15 protein-coding genes are annotated in these 21,798 nt (G+C 46.5%); 11 read left to right on the top strand and 4 right to left on the bottom strand.

Annotated features, from left to right (window positions below; translation table 11 throughout):
• Positions 1–69 precede the first annotated feature (69 nt).
• Positions 70–2,403 carry a PAS domain-containing hybrid sensor histidine kinase/response regulator gene (locus TBC1_RS12495; RefSeq protein WP_062043416.1) on the bottom strand — a complete coding sequence of 778 codons (2,334 nt, stop codon included), beginning with the start codon at positions 2,401–2,403 and terminating at the stop codon, positions 70–72.
• 321 nt (positions 2,404–2,724) lie between these two features.
• Between TBC1_RS12495 and TBC1_RS12490 the strand changes: the two genes are divergently transcribed.
• The 6 genes from TBC1_RS12490 to TBC1_RS12465 all read left to right on the top strand — a co-directional run bounded on the left by TBC1_RS12490 (position 2,725) and on the right by TBC1_RS12465 (position 9,202).
• The gene (locus TBC1_RS12490) at positions 2,725–4,818 is read left to right on the top strand and encodes a S9 family peptidase (RefSeq protein ID WP_062043412.1); all 2,094 of its coding nucleotides are present in this window, start codon (positions 2,725–2,727) and stop codon (positions 4,816–4,818) included.
• A gap of 243 nt (positions 4,819–5,061) precedes the next feature.
• Complete coding sequence (locus TBC1_RS12485) at positions 5,062–5,895, top strand: 2-oxo acid dehydrogenase subunit E2 (RefSeq protein WP_062043410.1); 834 nt, start codon at positions 5,062–5,064, stop codon at positions 5,893–5,895.
• Positions 5,896–6,000: 105 nt separating this feature from the next.
• Positions 6,001–6,885 (top strand): alpha/beta fold hydrolase, encoded by an 885-nt coding sequence (locus TBC1_RS12480; RefSeq protein ID WP_062043407.1) that lies wholly within the window; start codon positions 6,001–6,003, stop codon positions 6,883–6,885.
• Positions 6,886–7,215: 330 nt separating this feature from the next.
• A complete protein-coding gene (locus TBC1_RS12475) occupies positions 7,216–8,079 on the top strand; it encodes an MBL fold metallo-hydrolase (RefSeq protein WP_062043404.1) in 864 nt (287 codons plus the stop codon).
• Positions 8,080–8,500: 421 nt separating this feature from the next.
• Entirely contained in the window at positions 8,501–8,713 is a 213-nt protein-coding gene (locus TBC1_RS12470; RefSeq protein ID WP_062043401.1) for a LapA family protein, read from the top strand.
• Positions 8,714–8,812: 99 nt separating this feature from the next.
• Positions 8,813–9,202: a DUF6146 family protein gene (locus TBC1_RS12465; protein WP_062043398.1), complete on the top strand. Its 390-nt coding sequence runs from the start codon at positions 8,813–8,815 to the stop codon at positions 9,200–9,202.
• A 5-nt stretch (positions 9,203–9,207) separates the two neighbouring features.
• Here TBC1_RS12465 and miaA read toward each other — a convergent pair whose 3' ends face one another.
• The 3 genes from miaA to TBC1_RS12450 all read right to left on the bottom strand — a co-directional run bounded on the left by miaA (position 9,208) and on the right by TBC1_RS12450 (position 12,220).
• Positions 9,208–10,131 carry a tRNA (adenosine(37)-N6)-dimethylallyltransferase MiaA gene (miaA, locus tag TBC1_RS12460; RefSeq protein ID WP_062043396.1) on the bottom strand — a complete coding sequence of 308 codons (924 nt, stop codon included), beginning with the start codon at positions 10,129–10,131 and terminating at the stop codon, positions 9,208–9,210.
• Positions 10,131–10,724, bottom strand: coding sequence for an IS1096 element passenger TnpR family protein (locus tag TBC1_RS12455; protein ID WP_082189620.1), 594 nt, complete (start codon positions 10,722–10,724; stop codon positions 10,131–10,133). Before TBC1_RS12455 ends, miaA begins: the two co-directional genes overlap by 1 nt.
• Positions 10,725–10,795: 71 nt before the next feature.
• Positions 10,796–12,220 (bottom strand): CCA tRNA nucleotidyltransferase, encoded by a 1,425-nt coding sequence (locus TBC1_RS12450; protein ID WP_062043391.1) that lies wholly within the window; start codon positions 12,218–12,220, stop codon positions 10,796–10,798.
• Positions 12,221–12,614: 394 nt separating this feature from the next.
• On the opposite strand from TBC1_RS12450, the gene TBC1_RS12445 reads away from it, so the two are divergent.
• The 5 genes from TBC1_RS12445 (at position 12,615) to TBC1_RS12425 (ending at position 21,564) form a co-directional block, all read left to right on the top strand.
• Positions 12,615–13,814 carry an isocitrate/isopropylmalate dehydrogenase family protein gene (locus tag TBC1_RS12445; RefSeq protein ID WP_062043388.1) on the top strand — a complete coding sequence of 400 codons (1,200 nt, stop codon included), beginning with the start codon at positions 12,615–12,617 and terminating at the stop codon, positions 13,812–13,814.
• Between the two features lie 83 nt (positions 13,815–13,897).
• Positions 13,898–14,470 carry an HDIG domain-containing metalloprotein gene (locus TBC1_RS12440; protein ID WP_062043386.1) on the top strand — a complete coding sequence of 191 codons (573 nt, stop codon included), beginning with the start codon at positions 13,898–13,900 and terminating at the stop codon, positions 14,468–14,470.
• 15 nt (positions 14,471–14,485) lie between these two features.
• A complete protein-coding gene (locus TBC1_RS12435) occupies positions 14,486–16,291 on the top strand; it encodes an aconitase/3-isopropylmalate dehydratase large subunit family protein (RefSeq protein WP_062043383.1) in 1,806 nt (601 codons plus the stop codon).
• A gap of 316 nt (positions 16,292–16,607) precedes the next feature.
• Positions 16,608–17,267 carry an HAD hydrolase-like protein gene (locus tag TBC1_RS12430; protein WP_062043380.1) on the top strand — a complete coding sequence of 220 codons (660 nt, stop codon included), beginning with the start codon at positions 16,608–16,610 and terminating at the stop codon, positions 17,265–17,267.
• Positions 17,268–17,430: 163 nt separating this feature from the next.
• Positions 17,431–21,564, top strand: coding sequence for a C10 family peptidase (locus TBC1_RS12425; RefSeq protein ID WP_062043377.1), 4,134 nt, complete (start codon positions 17,431–17,433; stop codon positions 21,562–21,564).
• Positions 21,565–21,798: the final 234 nt, after the last annotated feature.

Genomic DNA, 21,798 nt, shown 5'->3' with positions numbered 1-21,798 from the left:
TAACCTGCCTGGCTGTGATCCGGGCAGGTTATTACTCTGAAGTTTTAATTCCGCAATTGGTAAACAGCATCAACCGATTTTCCGGCTTTCCAGTTTCAAAGCACCCCATTTCTCAAGGGCTGCCTGCAACTCAAAAATTTTAATTGGCTTTGACATATAATCAACCATACCGGCTTCAAGGCATTTTTCCCTGTCGCCCAGCATGGCATTGGCAGTAATGGCGATAATATGGGGCTGCTTTTCCGGAGGATAAATTTCCCTGATCCTGATTGTTGCCTCAATGCCGTTCATTTCAGGCATCTGAAGATCCATCAGGATAATGTCATATTCTTTCTCATTCATAATTTTGAGCACTTCAGCCCCGTTGAGCACGGCATCTACCTTATAACCCATAAGGTTGAGCAAAGAAATGGCAAGTTTCTGATTTACCAGATTATCCTCAGCAACCAGTATACGCAAAGGAAGTCGCTGACTCAGGTTAACATCTATCTGGTTGGTTTGAGGTTCTGCCATTTTTCTTCTTTTTTCAATATCGGTCATGATATGCAATACCTCATCAAACAGGCCTTTGATTCTGACAGGTTTAAGAAGTCTGGCATCAAAGAGGCCGGCTGAATGCTGTTCGTGATCGCCTGACGAAGATAATAAAATCAGGGGAAGTTTTTCATACCTGCCCATTCTTCTTATTTTTCTTGCCAGTTGAATACCATCCATCCCGGGCATCTGGTAATCAAGAACAGCAATATGGAAAGCGCTTTCGTTTTCAAGCATTGACAGCGCCGCCTGACCCGATTCAGCGATTACAGGCTTCATTCCCCAGCTTTCAAAATGTAATTTAAGGATCTGGCAATTCGTCTGATTGTCATCGACAATCAACACCCTGCGATCCTTCAACTGCACAACATTCCCTTTTACCCTCAGCCTGGGCTTGGCCACCAGTGAAGTCTTCGCTTTAATGGTAAAAAAGAATTCCGAGCCTTTACCGGGTTCACTTTGTGCCCAGATTTCGCCACCCATAAGGCTTACCAGGCGTTTCGAAATAGCCAGGCCCAGCCCGGTGCCTCCGTATTTACGGGTCGTTGAACTGTCAGCCTGAACAAATGCCTCGAACAGGTGCGCTATTTTATCAGGATCAATACCGATCCCGGTATCCTTGACCTGAAATTTCAGCTCAACTTCATCCGCTGATTGACCCAGCAGCTGAACAGAAATAAAAATCTCTCCGCTACTGGTGAATTTAATGGCATTGCTCACCAGGTTCAGCAATATCTGCCGCAACCTGAGTACATCTCCCTTTAATACAGTGGGAACATCATGTTCTATAAAATAAAGCAGGTCCAGTTGCTTTTCAATGGCTTTATATGCCAGCAGGTCGAGGGTATCCTCAATACAAACCTGCAATTCAAACGCTTCACTTTCAAGCTCCATTCTGCCTGAATCAATTTTGGTCAGATCGAGAATATCGTTGATAATTGAAATCAGATTCTCTCCGGAAGCCTGTATGTTCTCTGCGTAATCCCGCTGAACTGCTGTCAATCCGGTATTCAGCAACAAATTCGTCATCCCGATCACCCCATTCAACGGAGTTCTGATCTCGTGACTCATCATCGCAAGGAAATCAGACTTTATACGATTCGCCGACTCAGCCTCCTGCTTAGCCTGTGTAAGCTCCGCAAGGGCAAGCGTATAATCAGTTATATCATGAATCACAGCCATGGAGGCTTTAGATCCTCCATAGCGAATTGATTTGATATCAAACTCGCAGATCAGCTTTTTACCTTCAGCCGTAATCAGCTCGGCAATAAAGTTCCACCTTCCGGCCCGCTTATCCTTATTCACGAGTTCGTACTCTTCAACACGTTCACGGTCATTTTCCGAAAACAAAGAAAAATAATCCCTTCTGTAAAGTTCCTCTCTGGGATAACCCAGCATTTTCACCGAAACTTCATTGATATACAATATCTTACGATCCCTGAATATACAAATGATATCTCTTGTATTGTCAATAATGGCCAGAAACTTTTCCTCATTTTCGATAAGGCTGTTAATCTGTGCCATACGCGCAGTCATATCGTAAATTCTCAGGCAATAACCAAGGTGCGTGTGTGTATCGTCAAACACATCGTAAACAAAGGCATCCGCATACATCAGGCTTCCATCACTTCGGCGCACCCTGAATTCACTGCGGTCGGTGCAGTTATCAAACAGGCAGTTAAGTTTGTGCTCATCTTCATCAGGGATAAACTCTCTGAAAACTCTACCCATCAGATAATCAGGTTGATAACCCAAAAGATGAATCACCGGCCCCTCCAGTGAATTGATGATTCCATTATGATCAATACAAATCAGTAATGTATTGCCATTTGCCTGCCGTGGCTGTTTAATTAATTTTCTGATTCCCATACTTCAGGTTCCGACCTTGCTGGTTCAATTTATTTCATCCGGTAATCTGCCTGATACAGTTTTATCTTTCAATGCAAAGCTATAGAGATTTCTGTTCTGAATTTACGCAGACGTTAAATACACATCAAACTCCCCGCCAGTATTTTATACAATTCATTATCATAGATTTATAAACAATGTCTATAAACCTACATCCCATTTCAGGACATATTTTCCATCTTCGGGACAATTTTTTACTATCGGGATGGGAATATTCACCGGCATTGACCGATTGAATGAGGATTTTCCTACTTTAGCATTTCAAACGAATAAATCCAGAAGATGAAAAATTTACGATTGTTCATGTCTGCATTTTTAATGGCGGGCATGACTTTTACAGGCCTTGCACAGGAAAGATTTACAGCCGAAACCATGTGGAAACTGGGCCGCGTGGGTGATGTTCAGCTTGCCCCACAGGGCGGAAGCATTATTTACGGTGTTACCTGGTATAATGCGGAAACCAATAAAGGAAACCGGGATATCTATAAGCTGGATCCCAATGCGGAATCACCGCGCCGGTTAACCGAATTCACCGGCAGTGAATTCAATGCCATATGGAGACCTGATGGAAAAAAGATCGGGTTTCTTTCGGCCGAGTCAGGTTCTGTCCAATTATGGGAAATGGGACCTCACGGGGAGAACAAAGAGCAGATCTCCAATATAGAAGGGGGCATCAATGGCTTTTTGTACTCACCTGATATGCAATATATAGCATATACAAAGGATGTAAAAATCGAGCAGGATGTTCACGACAGGTATCCCGACCTCCCCCTCGCCGATGCATTGATTTACGACGACCTGATGTACCGGCACTGGGACAGCTGGCACGACTATGCATACAGTCATATTTTTATTGCGCCTTACAATAATGGCAAACCCGGAGAAGGGAAAGACATTATGCCGGGCGAGCCCTGGGACAGCCCGATGACTCCTTTCGGAGGAATGGAGCAGATTGTATGGTCGCCCGACAGCAAAGCACTGGCATACACCTGCAAAAAACTCAAAGGCAGGGAATATGCGGTCAGTACAAACAGTGATATTTATCTGTACAACCTTACTTCAGGCACCACGGAAAACCTGAGCGAAAGCAATCCCGGATACGACCAGGATCCGGTGTTTTCACCGGATGGTTCCAGGTTGGTCTGGCGCAGTATGGAGACTCCCGGCTTTGAAGCCGACAAAGACCGCATTATGATGGTTGAATTTAACCCGAAAGCACTTGAGAAACTAAAAAAAGACCTGAAGCCCAAAGCAGGACAGGCAGTAAGCATCAAAAGCCGCGTTTATACGGACCTTTCCGAAGGGTTTGACCAAAGTTCATCCCAGTTCAGTTTCAGTGCCGACGGAAAATACCTCTACTTCATCAGCGGGATTCATGCCACCTATCAGGTTTACAAAATGGAACTCGCTTCAAAAAAGATTACCCGGCTAACCAGCGGAGATCACGACATACAATCTTATGCCATAGATGGCAACGACCTGATTATTACAAAAATGCGTCATGACCTTCCCACTGAGGTCTTCAGGGTCAGGCCCGACGGCAGTGAGGAGCAACTGACCTTCACCAACCGTCACATCCTGAAAAATGTAAAGCTCGGAAAATCGGAGAAACGCTGGATCACTACTACCGACGGCAAGAAAATGCTTGTTTGGGTTATCCTTCCGCCTGATTTTGACCCGGCAAAACAGTACCCTGCCTTGCTCTACTGCCAGGGCGGCCCTCAAAGTGCTGTAAGCCAGTTTTTTTCATACCGCTGGAACTTCCAGATGATGGCTGCCAACGATTATGTGGTGGTAGCGCCTAACCGCAGGGGCCTGCCTACTTTCGGGCAGGAGTGGAACGATCAGATCAGCGGTGATTACGGCGGGCAAAACATGAAGGACTACCTAACGGCCATTGATTCAGTTGCGGCAGAGCCATGGGTGGACGAAAACAGGCTTGGCGCAGTAGGTGCAAGTTACGGCGGCTTCTCCGTGTATTGGCTTGCAGGCAACCACAACAAACGCTTTAAAACCTTTATCTCTCATTGCGGAATCTTCAATTTTGAAAGCATGTACCTTGAAACCGAGGAGATGTTCTTTGTCAATTTTGATTACAAGGGCGCTTTCTATGACAATCCCCGCCCGAAGAGCTATGACTTCTCACCGCACAACTTTGTGGGCAACTGGGACACACCCATGCTGGTAGTGCATGGCGGATATGACTTCCGGATTCCTTATACACAGGGCATGCAGGCATTCAATGCCAATCAGCTGAAGGGCATCCCAAGCCGCTTTCTGTTCTTCCCCAATGAGACGCACTTTGTACTTAAACCGCAAAATTCAATCCTCTGGCAAAGGGAATTCTTCAATTGGCTCGACACCTATCTGAAGTAACGGCCATTGACATTAATAGTTAATCTTCAAACTGCGCATGGCCGGAACCCTGACAGGAACCCGGCCATGTTCAGTTAATCCAGAAATTTTCCTAGGAACTATTGAACTTTCAGGATAAATCAGCAACTTCAATTCACCCCCGGTGATTATATAAAAGCCGGGGCCAATCCGTTGAAAAAACCAGACTTAAGGCGGTTTTCCGCTTTTATCTTATTAAATTTTGGTTCCATTAATTTAACCCGTATGAAGCCCGGTCATACATATCACAGATTTCCGTTATCGCGCATTGCCACTTTCGATGTAATGTCGGCAGGCAAAAAAAAACACCATATCAGCGCCCTGCTTGAGTTTGATGTGAGCGAAGGCCGGAAAAAACTCAGGGAAGTAAAAAGAGCGGGTAAAACAGTTTCTTTTAATGCGTGGATACTCAAATCGATCGGAAACACCCTTGCAAAACACGGCAAAGCGGCTTCATTTCGGGCTGGCAGGCGCAGGATCATCAGTTTTGATGACATCAATATCTCAATGCTTGTAGAAAAAATGATTGACGGTGAGAAAGTTCCCATTCCGTTACTGATTCAGAAAGTAAACGGGAAATCAATACCTGAAATAACCCGGGAGATTGAAAATGCCAGAAATCAGAAAATTTCCGGAAATGACATGTTGCTTCACCGCAGGCAAACCATGGCCGAAACAATCTATTACTGTTTACCCGGATTTATGCGGCGTTTTATATGGCAGTATATCCTGAACCATCCCAAAACCGCGTTCAGCAAAATGGGCAGTGTTTCAGTGACCTCCCTTGGAATGATAAGAAAAATCAACGGATGGTTTATTCCGATTTCGGTTCATCCGGTAACCTTTGGCATTGGTTCGGTAATTCAGAAAGCAGTAGTTGTGAATAATGAGGTGGTTATCCGCGACATTCTTAATGTTACTGTTCTGCTTGATCACGATGTCATTGACGGTGGCCCGATGGTCAGATTCATTAATGACCTGTCAAAATCGATTGAGCAGGCCGATGCATTCTGCAATATTGAAGAGAATGCCGCATTGGCTGCGGATCCCACTGCCTGAACAATTTATTCAAAGCAGAATTTACCAACGCTTTATAACAAGGATTTACCAGTTGTTAAACTTTAATTTGACAATCTTTGTTATATATTTCAATCTGTCATGTTTATGCGTAACAAAACCATCAAATCTCTTTTACTATTTTCACTTTTCATATTCCTGGGTTTTACCGCCTGCATGCAGACCCGTCAGACAGCGGGTTCACACAATTTTCCATTTCAGGAGGAGCGCTTTAAAGAGCTGAAATTTGACGACCGGAACCTGGGATATATGCACCTGCACCGGAACGACTCCTTCCCCACCCTTTTTTTTCTGCACGGATCGCCCAGCGACATGACTGTGTACAATACTTATTATCAGGACACAAGTCTTGCAGGATGGGCTAATATCATCGCAGCTGACAGACCCGGCTATGGATTATCGGATGCCGGAAAATCAGAAGTGTCGGTGCGAAGGCAGGCCAGGGCGATGTGGAAAATTCTCGAAAAAGAAGGTTTTCCATCTCCGCTTTACATTATCGGATCTTCTTACGGCGGAACCGTTGCGGCCAAGATGGCCATGCAAAAGCCCGGAAAGGTCGACGGGGTGGTTCTCGTATCCGCTTCGCTGGCTCCTGGTCTGGAAACCACTTACGACATCAGTTATCTGATCAGGCACAGGTTTTTCCGCAGGATACTTCCGCCCAAAATCATGGTTGCGAATGATGAAAAACTTTCACATTACGAATCGCTTGCCGAAATGTTGCCCCTCTGGCCTGAAATAAAGGCTCCCGTGATCATGTTCCAGGGCACAAGAGACAGACTGATCCTTCCGGAAAATGTGAAATTTGCCAGGGAAAGACTGATCAACTCACCTTACGTAGAATATCATATGCTTGAAAATGAACGTCATTTTCTGCAGATTAAGTACAAAGATCTTATTTTAGAACGACTCCGGTTGCTGGCTGGCAAAAAGCAGCGGTCAAAAGGCAATATGGCTGAGTACAATGAATAACCATCTACTCATAACCCGCTTGCGTCTGGCATACCGATATACACCATACTATTGCGCTTGCAGGGCATGCACGTATTAAAACAAGTGCATAGCCCTGATTTTTTCCGATGGTTATCATTTTCCTTCAATAATCACAGATTCCCCATATTTGAATCCGGTTATCCCTTTGACAATAAAAAGGCCGGCGTCATCAGCCTGTTGTATTTCATACATTCGGAGCTATATCGGAATTAATCAGAATGAACCTAACACGAAAACATTCCCGGTTTCTTTTGGTTATATTCATAAGTTCAACTGATCAGCAAATCCTGAAAGTTTATCCAAGCTGTTATGAAAAACATTGTATTTGCATTATTGCTGTCGCTCCTGACGGGAGCCGTTTTTGCACAATCCGAAACTGTAAAAACAGAAATTACTACAACTGAACTGGCTCCGGGAATTCACCGCTTATTTGTCGACAACCGCGTTTCGGTAGTTGTACAGACAGGGAATGACGGAGTGCTGGTGATCGACGCAGCTTACGAAAGAACCGGAAATGACCTGTTGGCTGCCATCAACTCCATTTCAGATAAGGAAATCAGATTTCTGATCAATACGCATATGCACGGCGACCATACGGGCGGAAACGCCGTTGTTGGCAAGGGAGCCCATGTAATTGCGCATCCAGGGGTGAAAAAATTTCTTTCGGGCGGGGACAAAGCAATGCCGGATAAAACTGCTCACGGATTGCCCGACATCACCACCACGGGAATCATGACCCTCGACTTCAACGGGGAAACCATAGAAATCACCCATTTACCGGGTGGGCATACCGACAACGACCTGGTGGTTTACTTTCCCGCTTCCCGGGTGGTGGTGACCGGCGACCTGCTCTTTGCCGGATATTTCCCTTACGTGGATGTCGGCAACGGTGGCAATCCGCTGACCTATCTCAAAAATGTTGAGTGGATCCTCAACACCTATCCGGACGATGTCACCTTTTCCGGAGGGCATGGACCGGTCTTCAGCAAGAAAGATTACAAAACATGGTTGTCGGCACTCAATGAAACCATCGATATACTCCTAAAAGCCAAGGCACGGGGTATGGATGCAGAACAGATGAAAACAGCCAGACTCCTGAGCGAATGGGCTTCTTTCGGTTCTTTCTTCATTACCGAAGACCGCTGGATTGATACCCTCTTTCCTTTTCTTTAAATCCGGAAGCACTTGCTGCTTTTACAGGACGACGGCCTGTAACAAATTGAAACCATCATCTTTACAGAAAAGTCAATGGCAATAAAATAAATCCGGATTACCTTAAATTCATCAGCAGGAAGCCTGGCTGGACTTCCTGTTGATGAATCCGGGATAAATACATTATCTTTGATACTGACATCGGAGAATAAAAGGCTGTTTCCGAGCTGTACCGGAAATCTGATTACCTATGGAAATAACAAGTCTGGTCCGGTCAAAACACAGAAAATTTTTGAATAAACAAGCATCATTCAATCTAGTAAACGCTTTATGGCGCAAACCAGATGAAGGCCCCGGAACTTATCAGACAAACAGGATTGCCCGATAATCCTGACTCAGATTGAAAGAACTAATTGTTTCCCGGTTCAAAAAAGCATTGCCAATGAAAAACATCACCACCAAACAGATTATCAACATCAGCCTGATCATCATCCTGCTGATCTTCACCTTTCAGAATCTGGCAAATGTCAAAGTAAAACTGCTGTTTTTCGGCTTTGAATTACCGCTGGTTATTCTGATCGCAATTGTGTTCTTCGTGGGCTATTTCACGGCCCGGGTTTTTTATCGCAAAAAGGATAAGACGCCGGAAGCGTAAACTCCGCGATTTCACTCAAAATCATTTGATTCTGGCACAACTTTTGGTGTTTTACTCCTGGCATTCAGTTTATTGCCAGAACATTAAAATTGAAGCACTATGAAAAAGTCAGTGTTTCTCTTTCTGCTCGTATTGGCAGCTTGGGCATGTTCGCAGCAGAAAGAAATTACGGGCCGGCAGCCGGAATCCGGCAAGGTCGCCATCGACAGTTCCGGGTATGATATTATCATAATAGATCCGGATTTTGAGCGATGGTATAATATACGGTTCTCTCCTTCACTTGACCGGAGCAACGATTATTACCGGGCATTGAATAACATCGGTATAAACAACTGGAATGATTATTTCATGCGTGGCCGGTACAACCGGATTATCGGTTCCTATATAAACTGGAACCCCACCATTGATTACGGCATTGAAATTAACCGTAAGTTATACTGGTATTTCAAGTATTACGAAGAAACATTCAGGCTCCGGTTATTGCGTTAACTCTTTTACCCTGAGTAATCCGGGAGGTGCCGGGTTATATTCCTGATTACTTCTTCAGCATCGGGCCGGCACCATACCACCTCTTTATCTTTACGGAACCACGTTAGCTGACGGCGGGCATACCGTCGGGTATTGGTTTTAATTTTCTCAACGGCCTCTTCAAGGGAACAGAGGCCATCGAAATATTGAAAAAGCTCTTTGTAACCAACCGTATTCAGGGCATTTAATGTCCTTTCCGGATAAAAATGCCGGGCCTCCTCCAGAAGCCCGGATGTCATCATTGCATCCACCCGGGCATTGATCCGGTTATGCAACTCATGACGGGGAAGATCCAGGCAGATTTTAACGGTACTGAAAGGACGATCGGCAAGGTCGCGCTTCCTGAATGATGAGAATGGTTTCCCTGTTGTAAGGCTGACCTCCAGCGCCCTCAGGATTCTGTTGGGATTGGCAAGGTCAACCTGCCCATAATAAGCCGGATCAGACTGACGCAGCAGCGCCCTGAGCGAAGCCAATCCTTCCCTTTCCAGTTTGTCGCGCAGATCCGCCCTGATCCGGGGATCACTGTCAGGTAACTCATCAAAGCCATCGCATACAGCCTGAATGTATAAACCTGAGCCACCGGTAAGCACTGCAAACCTGTTCTCCCTGAACAGCCGCTGCAACAATTCCAGCGCTTCTTTTTCATAACGCGAAACATCATAGGCATCTTTTACGGAAAGATGGCCTACAAAATGATGCTTAACCGCCGATAGTTGTTCCGCTGACGGTGCGGCTGTACCTATTTTCAGCCCGCGATAGAATTGGCGGGAATCCGCCGAAATAATCTCACAGCCAAAATAACGTGCGACTGCAATGGCCACATCCGTTTTACCAACTGCTGTGGGGCCGGCAATTACAATCAGACAGGAAGGCGGGAAAACGGACATCAGTTAAAATCGATATCCTGGCCAAAAGTAGGTTCCGGAAGATCTTCATCCTCATTGTCAAGGATATCGTCGAATTCACTCAGAAGCGCAATCTCATCTTCGCCATCGGCTTCAAGCGGTGGAATGGGAGCTACCACAGAAATAAATTTACCTGTACTTTTTACACATACAGGATATTCCGATGATTTGTCCGCATCAAGAATCCGCATAAGTTCTATGTAAAAGGTTTTCGGATTCAGGAAGTCATATTCATATAACAACCGCTGGTGCGGATCATCTATAATATCCTTAATACGTACCTTATCCATTTCGGCAATAGGGATACGTCCGGGCTTAGGCCCCCTGCGTTCGTCTTCATATTCTTCCTCATGCTGAGAGATAGCATCATCATGCATATTTATCAGGGTGATCTCTTTCTTTTTCCTCCAGTTGCGGTCACAAACAAAGAACGATGCCAGTTCGTTACCGCTGAGTTCCACCGATTGCTTGATAATCTGATGAAAGTCAGCAAAAGACTGTGACGCAAGTATATCGAAGTCCCTGAGGAAATCTTCCTGATCTTCGTGAAGCATTCTGAACCTATAGGCGTGCATTATTTCAGAATTTAATGTGTGTGTTGTTTACCGAGGTTAAAATTAATTGATTGAAACAAAAAATCCAAATTTCAGGCGTTATCTTTTGCAGGAAATAAACCAAGTCGTTTGCCCTCCTCCAGCATAAAAGCATAAGCTTTTTCGTGATCATTTTCAAGGGCGCCATCGAGTATTGCTTCCCTTATGGCATTTTTTATCAGGCCAACCTCCTTGCCGGGGCTTAAATTGAAAGCTTTCATGATCATCTCCCCTGAAACCGGAGGTTGCCAGTTGCGCAGGCGGTCCTTTTCTTCAATTTCCCGCAACTTTTCCCTGACTATTGAAAAGTTTCTGAGGTAACGTTGAACCTTTTCCCTGTTTTTAGACGTGATGTCGGCTTCGCAGAGGGTCATCAGATCATCAATATCGTCACCGGCTTCAAAAAGCAGTCTTCTCACAGCCGAGTCGGTAACTTCCTCCTCTGTCAGTCCGATGGGTCTCAGATGCAGCGCAACCAGCTTCTGCACATATTTCATCTTTTCATTCAATGGAAGCCTGAGTTGTCTGAATATCTGGGGAACCATCCGTGCCCCCCTGGCATCGTGACCATGAAATGTCCATCCAAACTCCGGCACAAAACGGCGCGTGGGCGGTTTGCCGATATCGTGAAGCAAAGCGGCCCACCGGAGCCAAAGGTTATCGGTGTTGGGTGCTATGCGGTCGAGCACTTCCAGTGTATGATAAAAATTATCCTTATGGCCCTTACCATCAACGGTTTCAGCGCCTTTCAATGCAACAAACTGCGGAAAAATCAGGGTCAGCAGGCCGCTTTCATCCAGTAAACGAAATCCTTCTGACGGCTTTGCAGTCATGATGATTTTGTTCAGTTCTTCGCTTATGCGCTCACCCGAAATAATGGAAATACGCTCCCTGTTTTCTGATATGGCCTTAAATGTTTCAGGGTGGATGGTAAATTTCAGTTGGGCGGCAAAACGAATGGCCCGCATCATGCGCAGCGGATCATCTGAAAAAGTAATGCCCGGGCCGAGCGGTGTGCGTATAATCCCTGCCTCCAGGTCGGCCACACCGTTAAACGGATCAATCAACTCCCCGTAATTCTCAGGGTTCAGGCTGATCGCCAGGGCATTTATGGTAAAATCGCGCCTTCGCTGATCGTCTTCGAGTGTTCCGGGCAACACATCCGGTTTTCGTGAATCAGGATGATACGATTCCCTGCGGGCTCCCACAAACTCGAGTTGCATCTCATCAAGATGAAACATGGCTGTTCCGAAATTCCGGAAAACACTTACCGGATGATGCCCCCTGAAAGCATGGGCCACTTTGCCGGCCAGCGCTATGCCATCGCCTACCGTAACAAAATCGATGTCTTTTGAAGCTCTTTTAAGAAATATATCCCTGACATACCCGCCGATAATGTAAGCGGACACACCCATTTCAGCGGCAGCACCGGCAACAGCTTTAAAAACAGGATGCTCTAAATGAGACGACAGGTTCATTTACGGAATTTATCTGGCTTCAGTCCGCAAATTTACGAAAGTATCCCAAATTATAAGGTCAGGCAGAGCTTTAGCTCCACCTGTAAAGATGCAATTCACAATAATCAGGGAACTTCATCTTCAGGTCAGCCTATCTCTGAAAATATCAGTTTGCCATATTGAATCTTGAATATAATTGTAAAAGTAACAGACAATAAGTTATAATCCGGGTTAATCCTGAATTAATCAGGCCTTGAAAACAGGTCTTAATAAAGCATCAGACAAATACAGATTGCTGCATATTTAAACAAAAATTCAGGTTAAAATAATTTTTTCGTATTACTTGCCAGTTAAGTTTTGTTCCATATTTTTGACACGTTGATCGGAACCAAATCACAACTAAAAATCATAAGAAATGGCAAAAAGAACTATTGTAACCTTGCCCGGTGATGGCATTGGAAAAGTTGTACTTGAAGAAACCATCAGGGTGCTGGAAGCCGCGGGATTTGACGCTGACTATGTTCATGGTGACATAGGCTGGGAATTCTGGTGCAAAGAAGGCAATCCCCTGCCCGACCGTACCATTGAGCTTCTGAAAAAGCACAAAATTGCCCTCTTCGGAGCCATTACATCAAAGCCTAAGGACAAGGCTGCAGCAGAGCTCGCTCCTGAGCTTCAGGGTAAAGGTTTTACTTATTACAGTCCGATCGTCAGCATGCGCCAGAAGTTCGACCTTGATATCTGCATGCGCCCCTGCCAGACGCTGCCGGGTAACCCGCTCAACTTTATCCGCCGCGGCAAGGATGGCAATCCGGAAGAACCGGTGGTGGATGTGATGATTTTCCGTCAGAATACCGAAGGTCTTTACGGCGGAGTAGAATGGACCAATCCGGGCGACCAGGTATATGACGCATTGATGACCCATCCGAAATTCAAAGATAATTTCGCCTGGTGCCCCCGTCCCGAGTTGGCAGTATCCACCCGCATCTTCACAAAAAAATATACTTCACGTATTGTGAAAGCGGCCTTTGAATATGCCAAAAAACGTGGTTTCGATAAAATTACTGTGTGCGAAAAGCCAAACGTAATCCGCGAAACCTCTGGCATGATGCTTAAGATAGCTCAGGAAATGAGCAAGGCCGAATACCCGGGCATCAGGGTAGAAGATGTGAATATCGATGCCATGATGATGTGGCTGACCAAAAATCCCGAGAATTATAATGTAATTGTGGCCGGTAATATGTTCGGCGATATTGTATCCGATGCCTTTGCCGGTCTGATCGGGGGTCTCGGGTTCGCTACCAGCGCCCAGTTCAATCCTGAAAACGGAATCGGCGTATTTGAGCCAACCCATGGTTCCGCGCCTAAATATGCTGATTATGAAACCAGCATTGTTAACCCGGTTGCCATGATACTTTCGGCCGTGATGATGCTTGAGCACCTGAACGAAGATGAAACTGCCGGCCGCATCCGTAAGGCTGTGATGGAAGTTGTTGCTGAAGGGAAAGTGAGGGCATACGATATGCTCAAGCTCCGCGGAACGCCGGATGTTGTAAATCAGGGAGCTGCTTCAACCCGTCAGATGGCTGACGCTATTATTGCAAAACTGAAGTAAACGACGACTGAAATTAATTCACTGATGCTCCCCTTTGTTTTATAAAGGCAAAGGGGAGTTTATACATAAAAAAAGAAACAGCTATGACCCCTGAGATCAACCCTGAATTCATCAAACAGGCGCAAGAGCTTTGGCCCGAACTGGAATGGATCAAAGATGCCGCGCTGCGTGAAACCACCACCAACACCTGGGCGCTGGCGCTTCAGAAGAGCGTGCTCACCCCGGCCGACCTGAACAGCATTCCGTTCACCCTGCTTGCCGGCCCCGACCTTAAGGTTACCTTTATGGATCACAAGCGTGCAGTGGTTCATATTGCAAAAGACTGCGGTAACCAGATGAACCTTTTCTTCAGAAATGACCTGCCGGTAGATATGGATGTGCTGATCGCAGGCGCCATCCTGGCTGACGTTGGAAAACTGCTTGAGTACGAAATGAAAGACGGAAAATCGGTTCAGGGCAGTTATGGAAAATACCTCCGCCATCCCTTTTCAGGCGTTTCACTTGCCGAGATGTGCGGCGTGCCGGCAGAAGTTTGTCATATCATCGCCACCCATGCCGGCGAAGGAAACATGGTAAAACGTTCCGTGGAAGCCTATGTGGTTCATCATGCCGATTTTATGACCTTCGAACCCTTCCGTGAACGATTAAAAATCTGATAAACAATAAACATCATGACAATTATTGAAAAAATTCTGGCCAGTCATTCGGATCAGGAAACCGTAAAACCGGGAGATATCATTGACGTGTTTATCGATACCCGGGCCGCACGTGACTTCGGCGGCGCCAATGTGGTAAAAAACCTGCTTGACAACGGTCTTTCGGTTGCAGATCCCAAACATACCGTTTTTACTTTCGATTGCAACCCCGGAGGTTCCGATCAGAAATATGCGGCCAATCAGCAGTTCTGCCGAATGTATGCCAGGCAGCACGACATCCCTGTTTATGATGTAGATGCAGGCATCGGAACCCATCTCGCCATTGACAAGGGATTTGTCTTTCCGGGATCAACCTTTGTTTCCACCGACTCCCATGCAAATATTATGGGAGCAATCGGTGCTTTCGGACAAGGAATGGGTGATCAGGACATTGCCGCTGCCTGGGCCAAAGGGGCTGTATGGTTTAAGGTTCCTGAATCGGTGAAACTCAACCTGAATGGGAAGCTCCCTGCCAATGTCACTGCAAAGGATATTGTGCTAAACCTTCTTTCCATCTTCGGGGCAAACAAGCTCCTGGGATACAGTGTGGAAGTCTATGGGGATGCCGTTGAAGCGCTGACCCTCGATGAAAGGATTACTATTTCGTCAATGGCCACGGAGATGGGCGCCATCATCATTCTGTTTACACCCAACGAAAAAGTACTTGACGCGTTGCAGGCATTGACCGGCAAGCGCTATACCCCGGTTGTGGCCGACGGTGATGCTGTTTATACCAAAACTTTTGATATCGACATCAGCAGGTTTGTACCCATGGTGGCCAATCCCGGCCATCCCCACGACAATGCCCCGCTGGAATCGGTAATGAAGAAGAAAATCGATTCCGCTTTTATCGGAAGCTGTACCAACGGACGTATTGAGGACCTCAGGATTACCGCGGAAATCCTGAAAGGCCGTAAAGTTGCACCCGGGGTTGTCCTTAAAATTGTCCCTTCAACCGACGAGATCTGGCAACAGGCACTGAATGAGGGGTTGATTAAAATTTTTAAGGATGCCGGAGCGCTGGTTTCGAACGCCGGTTGTGCAGGCTGCGCAGCCGGGCAGGTAGGGCAGAACGGACCGGATGAGGTGACCATCAGCACGGGAAACCGGAATTTCGCAGGAAAACAGGGCAAAGGATATGTATACCTTGCATCCCCGGCAACGGTGGCTGCATCTGCAGTGGCAGGATACATTACCGACCCGATGAATATCCCGGAGCAGCCGGCCGTATTCACCAAAACCGAGGGCGCCACACAAACGACCGTTAAAGAAAGAAAAGTCCCTGCAGAGGTAAAAACCACTGTTGAAGGCCGTGTCTGGGTTATCCGTAAAGACGATATCGACACAGATATGATCTTCCACAACCGCTACCTGGCCATTACCGATATAAATGAAATGGGTCAGTACACTTTCGACAATCTGAAAGGATATGAGGATTTTGCCAAAAAGGCCCGGCCCGGGGATATCGTGGTTACTACCAAAAATTTCGGAGCGGGGAGTTCACGCCAGCAGGCAGTTGACTGTTTTAAGGCGCTGGGTGTTCAGTGTATCATTGCTGAATCATACGGAGCCATCTATGAAAGAAACGCCATCAATGCCGCCCTTCCGATTCTTACCTATGCAGAAGGGATGCTCGAAGAAACCTCAATGGAAACAGGTGATGTAATCCGTGTTAACTTCACCACCGGCGATCTCTCCAATTTGAGTAAAGGCAAGTCCACCCGCATCAACAAATTTTATGATGCACAGTTGCAGATTTACAAAAACGGCGGCCTGCTTTAGCCAGGGGTTATTAAAACGTCATTGGCCGGTTCCTTGCGGACCGGCCTTATTTTTTTTAGAAAAAGGTGTGGCTTTCGCAGCCAAATATTTAATTTCACCGGCAGAAATCATATGGATTCGTCACCCGGCGGTTTACATGGTCATGACCCGTTTCCAGTCCGGTACTGATTTTAGCCTGAATCAAATAATCTGTTAATCATTCGGGTTGATAAAATGACTAAAATCAAATGGATGGTTATAAGAACATTTCCTGCTTTTTATGTATGACCATCATTCAATAATAATTTTTTCACCACTCAACTGACCAGATAATACTATGTTCACCCACCTGTTTTTCGACCTTGACGGTACTTTGATCGACTCGAAACCCGGCATTTTCAAATCGGTTATACACACACTCAGGGAAATGGGGATTCCCGCTCCCTCTAGCGAAGAGGAGTTGAATCCATTCATCGGTCCGCCCTTGCGGCAGTCTTTCAAAACTTTATTTGGCTTCAGCGACCATAAAGCAGAAGAAGCCACAGCGATTTACCGTGAATTTTACGGGCGCGAAGGAATGAATTTATTTACAGTATACCCGGGCATCCCCGGTGCGCTGGAAACGCTTGTATCTATGGGACTAAGCGTCAGCCTGGTGACCTCAAAAGCCGGGATATATGCATCAAAGATTGTGGAAAAAGCAGGCTTGAGCAGATTCCTTGAAATGGTTTCGGGCTGCGAAATCAACGGCAATCGCAGTGATAAGGCAGAGCTGATTGATTACACCCTGCAGAAACATGGCATTTTACCAGGCAAAGAAATTGTAATGATCGGCGACCGGTATCATGATATCAGAGGTGCAAAACTGACAGGCATCTCCTCCGCCGGGGTTTTATATGGATACGGCTCGCGGGAAGAGATTGAGGCCGAAAAGCCGGACCTGATCATCCCATCTCCCGCTGAACTTGTGGATTTGCTGACAGGCAGTGCAGGATAGTGTTAATAAATGTTTCATGATTTTCCTGCCCGTAAAAGCATATCTTATTGATTAAATCTTATATTTGTCCGTCCAATCTTTGGAATCCTTTATGCATTAGCATGAATTGACTGCTGAAATTTCATTTCAATCAATTTATCATTCACTAAATTTTCATTCAAAAATGAAGAGAATCTTTACCCTTGCGCTGGCATTGTTGACACTGGCAGTTTCTGCCAACCCGGTTGACAAAAAAACAGCTGAGCAGGTAGCAGTGAACTATTATGTTCATTATGCTCCGGCTTCAATTACTGATTATTCGGTAAGCGGAACCATTGAAAATGCCACTGACGGCATCACCACCATCTACACCTTCACATTCACTTCAGGAGGTTTTGTGATGGTAGCAGCCGACGATGCATCTATTCCCGTTCTGGGCTATTCGCATAGCGGAACCCTTGATGCAGAAGTCTACAACCCGGCTGCACAGGCATGGATTGAGAATTACAGCCGTGAAATTGCATCCCTTGCAACTTCACGTATGGACAATTCTGCCACCCGCCCCGTTTGGGACAATATCCTGAATAAAAGCATGGAGCGTGAAATTATGGATGTAACTCCGCTGGTTACCACCACCTGGGATCAGGGATGCTATTATAACGCGCTTTGTCCTGTTGAGCCGGGCGCCGGATTCGGCTCCTGCGGCAGGGCATGGACAGGCTGCGTTGCCACTACCATGTCGGTGTTGATGAAATACCACAATTTCCCGACCTCGGGTATTGGATATCACAGTTATATGCATCCTACCTATGGCGTACAGTCAGCTGACTTTGCTGCTGCCACCTACAATTATGCTGCGATGCCAAACAATGTAACTACGGCCAACGCTGCAGTTGCAACCCTTATGTATCATGCGGGGGTATCGGTAAATATGCAGTATGGTGCCGATGGATCTGGAGCCTTCAGCGAAGACGTTCCTTTCGCATTGGTCAACTATTTTAATTTCGCACCCACTGCCGAGCTAAAAAGCAAAACTGATTATCCGCTGATGGCTGACTGGTATACCCTGCTCCGCACAGAACTTGATGCTGCCCGTCCTGTTTATTATGCAGGATCAAGCACCGCCAGCGGCGGCCACGCGTGGATCTGCGATGGCTATCGCATGAGCGATAACAAATTCCATTTCAACTGGGGATGGTCAGGATCTTACAATGGTTATTTTGCCATCGGATCACTGAATCCCGGAGGCAATAACTTCAATGACGACAACAGGGCTATTATTGGTGTAATGCCGGGCGACAATCCCGTAGGCTGGATTATCCAGAACAGCGGTTTCGTGAGTCCGTCACGTGGAATTAATTATATTCACGCTGTAGATGAGAACGTTGCTTGGGCAGCTGCTTATGACGGATCGGGAACAGGATCGACCATCAATGAATTTACCAGAACCACCGACGGTGGTTCAACCTGGACAACGGGTCAGATACTCGGAGGTACCACTTACGGCATCGGAAACATTTGCGGAATAAGCGAAAACATTGCATATGTTGCGCTTTACAATGGTGTTGGCAACCAGAACAATACCTGCGGCATTTACAAAACCAGCAACGGAGGCACAACCTGGACCCAGTTACCGGGTGCACTGCAGGGATCAACATCCTTTGCCAACAATGTATATTTCTGGAATGAACAGGAAGGGATGTGCCACGGCGACGTAAAAGACGGTTACTTCGAAATCTATACCACCGTTAACGGAGGTTCGACCTGGCAAAGGGTGCCTGCAGCCAATATCACCAACGGCACTCCGCTCTCAGGTGAAGGCGGATGGACATCATGTATTGAAGTTACCGGCAATACTGTGATGTTCGGTACCAACAAGGGAAGAGTTTTCATCTCTGACGACAAAGGACTTACCTGGAGGGTTTCAAATGCAAATATTACTGCGGTAGCCAATGGTGGTATCAATGTGATTGCTTTCAAAGACCCCATGAATGGCATTGTGGCTCAGACTACCGCCCCTGTTCAGGTTCGCCGCACCAGTGATGGCGGTGATACCTGGGAAAACATCACCCCGGCCGGCGCTTTCCTTACCAATGACATTAACTTTGTTCCTGGCACAGAAAATACCTATGTTTCAACCGGAGCAGCTACCGGAGCAACAGGTATTTCCTATAGTCATGATGGCGGATCTACCTGGACCCTTTTCGGCGGAACCGGAAGCAAGCAATTCCTTGCAGCTGACTTCTTCAGCAGCACCGTTGGTTATGCAGGCGGTTTCAACGAAAACCAATACAATGGTGGCATGTACCGTATGATCGGCGATCTTGCCGCCGGAGCCACCGGCCCCCAGATAGCCGTAAGCCCGATGGAAATCAATGCAACCCTGCAACCGGACGCCCAGGCAACCGAAACAATGACCATTACCAACAACGGTGATGAGGACCTCACCTGGAGCATTGCCATTGATCCCGGTACAGCAAGCTGGCTGAGCGTTGCTGAAACCTCAGGTACCACCGCCGCCGGCACAAGCACCGAAGTTATTGTTACCATGGATGCAACCGGGCTTGCTGCTGACACCTACAATGCAACCCTGGTAATCACCAACAACAGTACAACCGCTACGGTAAATGTACCGGTTCATATGATTGTATCTTCCGGAATGCCCCTCGATCCTCCTACCGATCTGCAGGCTGCCGTAAGCGGAAACGATGTTCATCTTACCTGGAATGCTCCGGGTGGCGGAACAGGTACCATCGAAGAACTGATTTATGACAATGATCTTCCAACTGGCGGATACAGTTATAATGGATACACCATGTCGACACATATGACTCCGCAGGGACCATGTCAGGTCTTATCACTTAAATATTTCACCACAATTGGTGGCGTACTCGAACCCACCATCTTCAATGCTGAAGTTTATGGATGGGATGGCACACAGCCTTCTACTACATTGCTTCATAGTGTTGAAAATATAAACGCGGTGAATGAATCATGGGTTGAGGTTGACATCAGTGCTGCAAACCTGATGGTAACCGGAGATTTTGTTGTAGGATTCGGATCAGTTGTAGACTCAACCTATCTGGGTTATGATGAAGGTCTCAACAATGGTCGCTCATGGGATTATGACAATGCAGGAACATGGGCTTCCTGGAATGAGGCATATCTGATCCGTGCCGTTGTTCAGTATACTGATGGAAAAATCCGCGAGCTCAGTGCAACGCCTGCTACATTCAACCCTGCGCTGAAAGGTGCTCTTGAATTGTCAGCGCGTACCAATGGCTACACCATCAATAATCAGTTGCCTATTCCCGCCCGCAACCATGCTTCACGCGAACTGCTGGGTTACAATGTTTACCGCGACGGCGCAATGATCAACACTGCCACCGTTACTGAACTTTTCTATGACGACAATGACCTGGAGCCGGGCACTTATGAATATCATGTCAGGGCACTTTACGCCGAAGGTGAATCGGAAAACTCAAATGCTGCAGTTGCGGTTATTGAAGGCGGAAGCACCACCGGTATAATTCTGGATTTTGAAGATCTGGAAGATTTCTCTCTCACTTTCGGTGAATGGACCGCAGTTGACGGAGACGGAGGCAACACCTACGGATTTGAAGGCATCACCTTCCCCCACACGGGAGAACCCATGTCATACATTGCATTTAATCCTGCTCAAACTACGCCCGCAGTAACAGATATGGAGCCACACGGCGGACTGCGTTTCGGCGCCTGCTTTGCTTCTGTTCCCCCCGCAGTGAATGACGACTGGATGATCTCGCCGAAAATTATGCTTGGCGAAGATCCTGCCCTGGCCTTCTGGGTTAAATCCTATACGGATCAGTATGGACTTGAGACCTATAATATCAAGGTTTCAACCACCGATATGAACCCGGGCAGCTTCACCACCATTGCAGGTCCCATTGATGCACCGGCTGATGCATGGACGTTTGTTAGTTATGACCTCGCCGATTACATAGGCCAGGAAGTTTATGTTGCCATCCAGTGCGTTTCGAACGACCGCTTCGTATTTATGATTGATGATGTGGAAATCACTTATACTACCAACATCAGTAAACCTGAAGCAGCATCATTCACAGTATATCCGAATCCTTCGAACGGACTGCTTAATATTACAGGCGACAGCAGGATCGAAAACATCAGGCTGGTGAATTTTGCCGGTCAGGTGGTTTATGAGTCTGCAGTAAATGCAAACGAATTCCGCTTCGAAACAACAGGTATCGCTCAAGGTCTTTACCTGCTGAACATCACTACTGAGAGGGGCATCGTTACCCGTAAAGTAAGTATCAGGTAAACAGAGTTTTATCAAATACATAAAACTGCACCGGACTTCCGGTGCAGTTTTTTTTTATTCAGAATAGGGGTAAAAGTGTTTTCAGTTGTCTTATAAATGAGTAAATTCCTGTTACTGACACATTTATTGTTGGTTAAGGATAACCCATCCCTCCTCAATCCCTGATTAAATGGCTGTTTTCGTCCCTGAAACAGCCATTTTTACTTACTGAATATCCGTTTGGTTTATTTATAA

The organism is Lentimicrobium saccharophilum (genome assembly GCF_001192835.1).
In the GTDB taxonomy this organism is placed as follows: domain Bacteria; phylum Bacteroidota; class Bacteroidia; order Bacteroidales; family Lentimicrobiaceae; genus Lentimicrobium; species Lentimicrobium saccharophilum.
The sequence above is the reverse complement of the archived record's forward strand: the minus strand, read 5'-3'. Positions and strand labels throughout refer to the sequence as shown.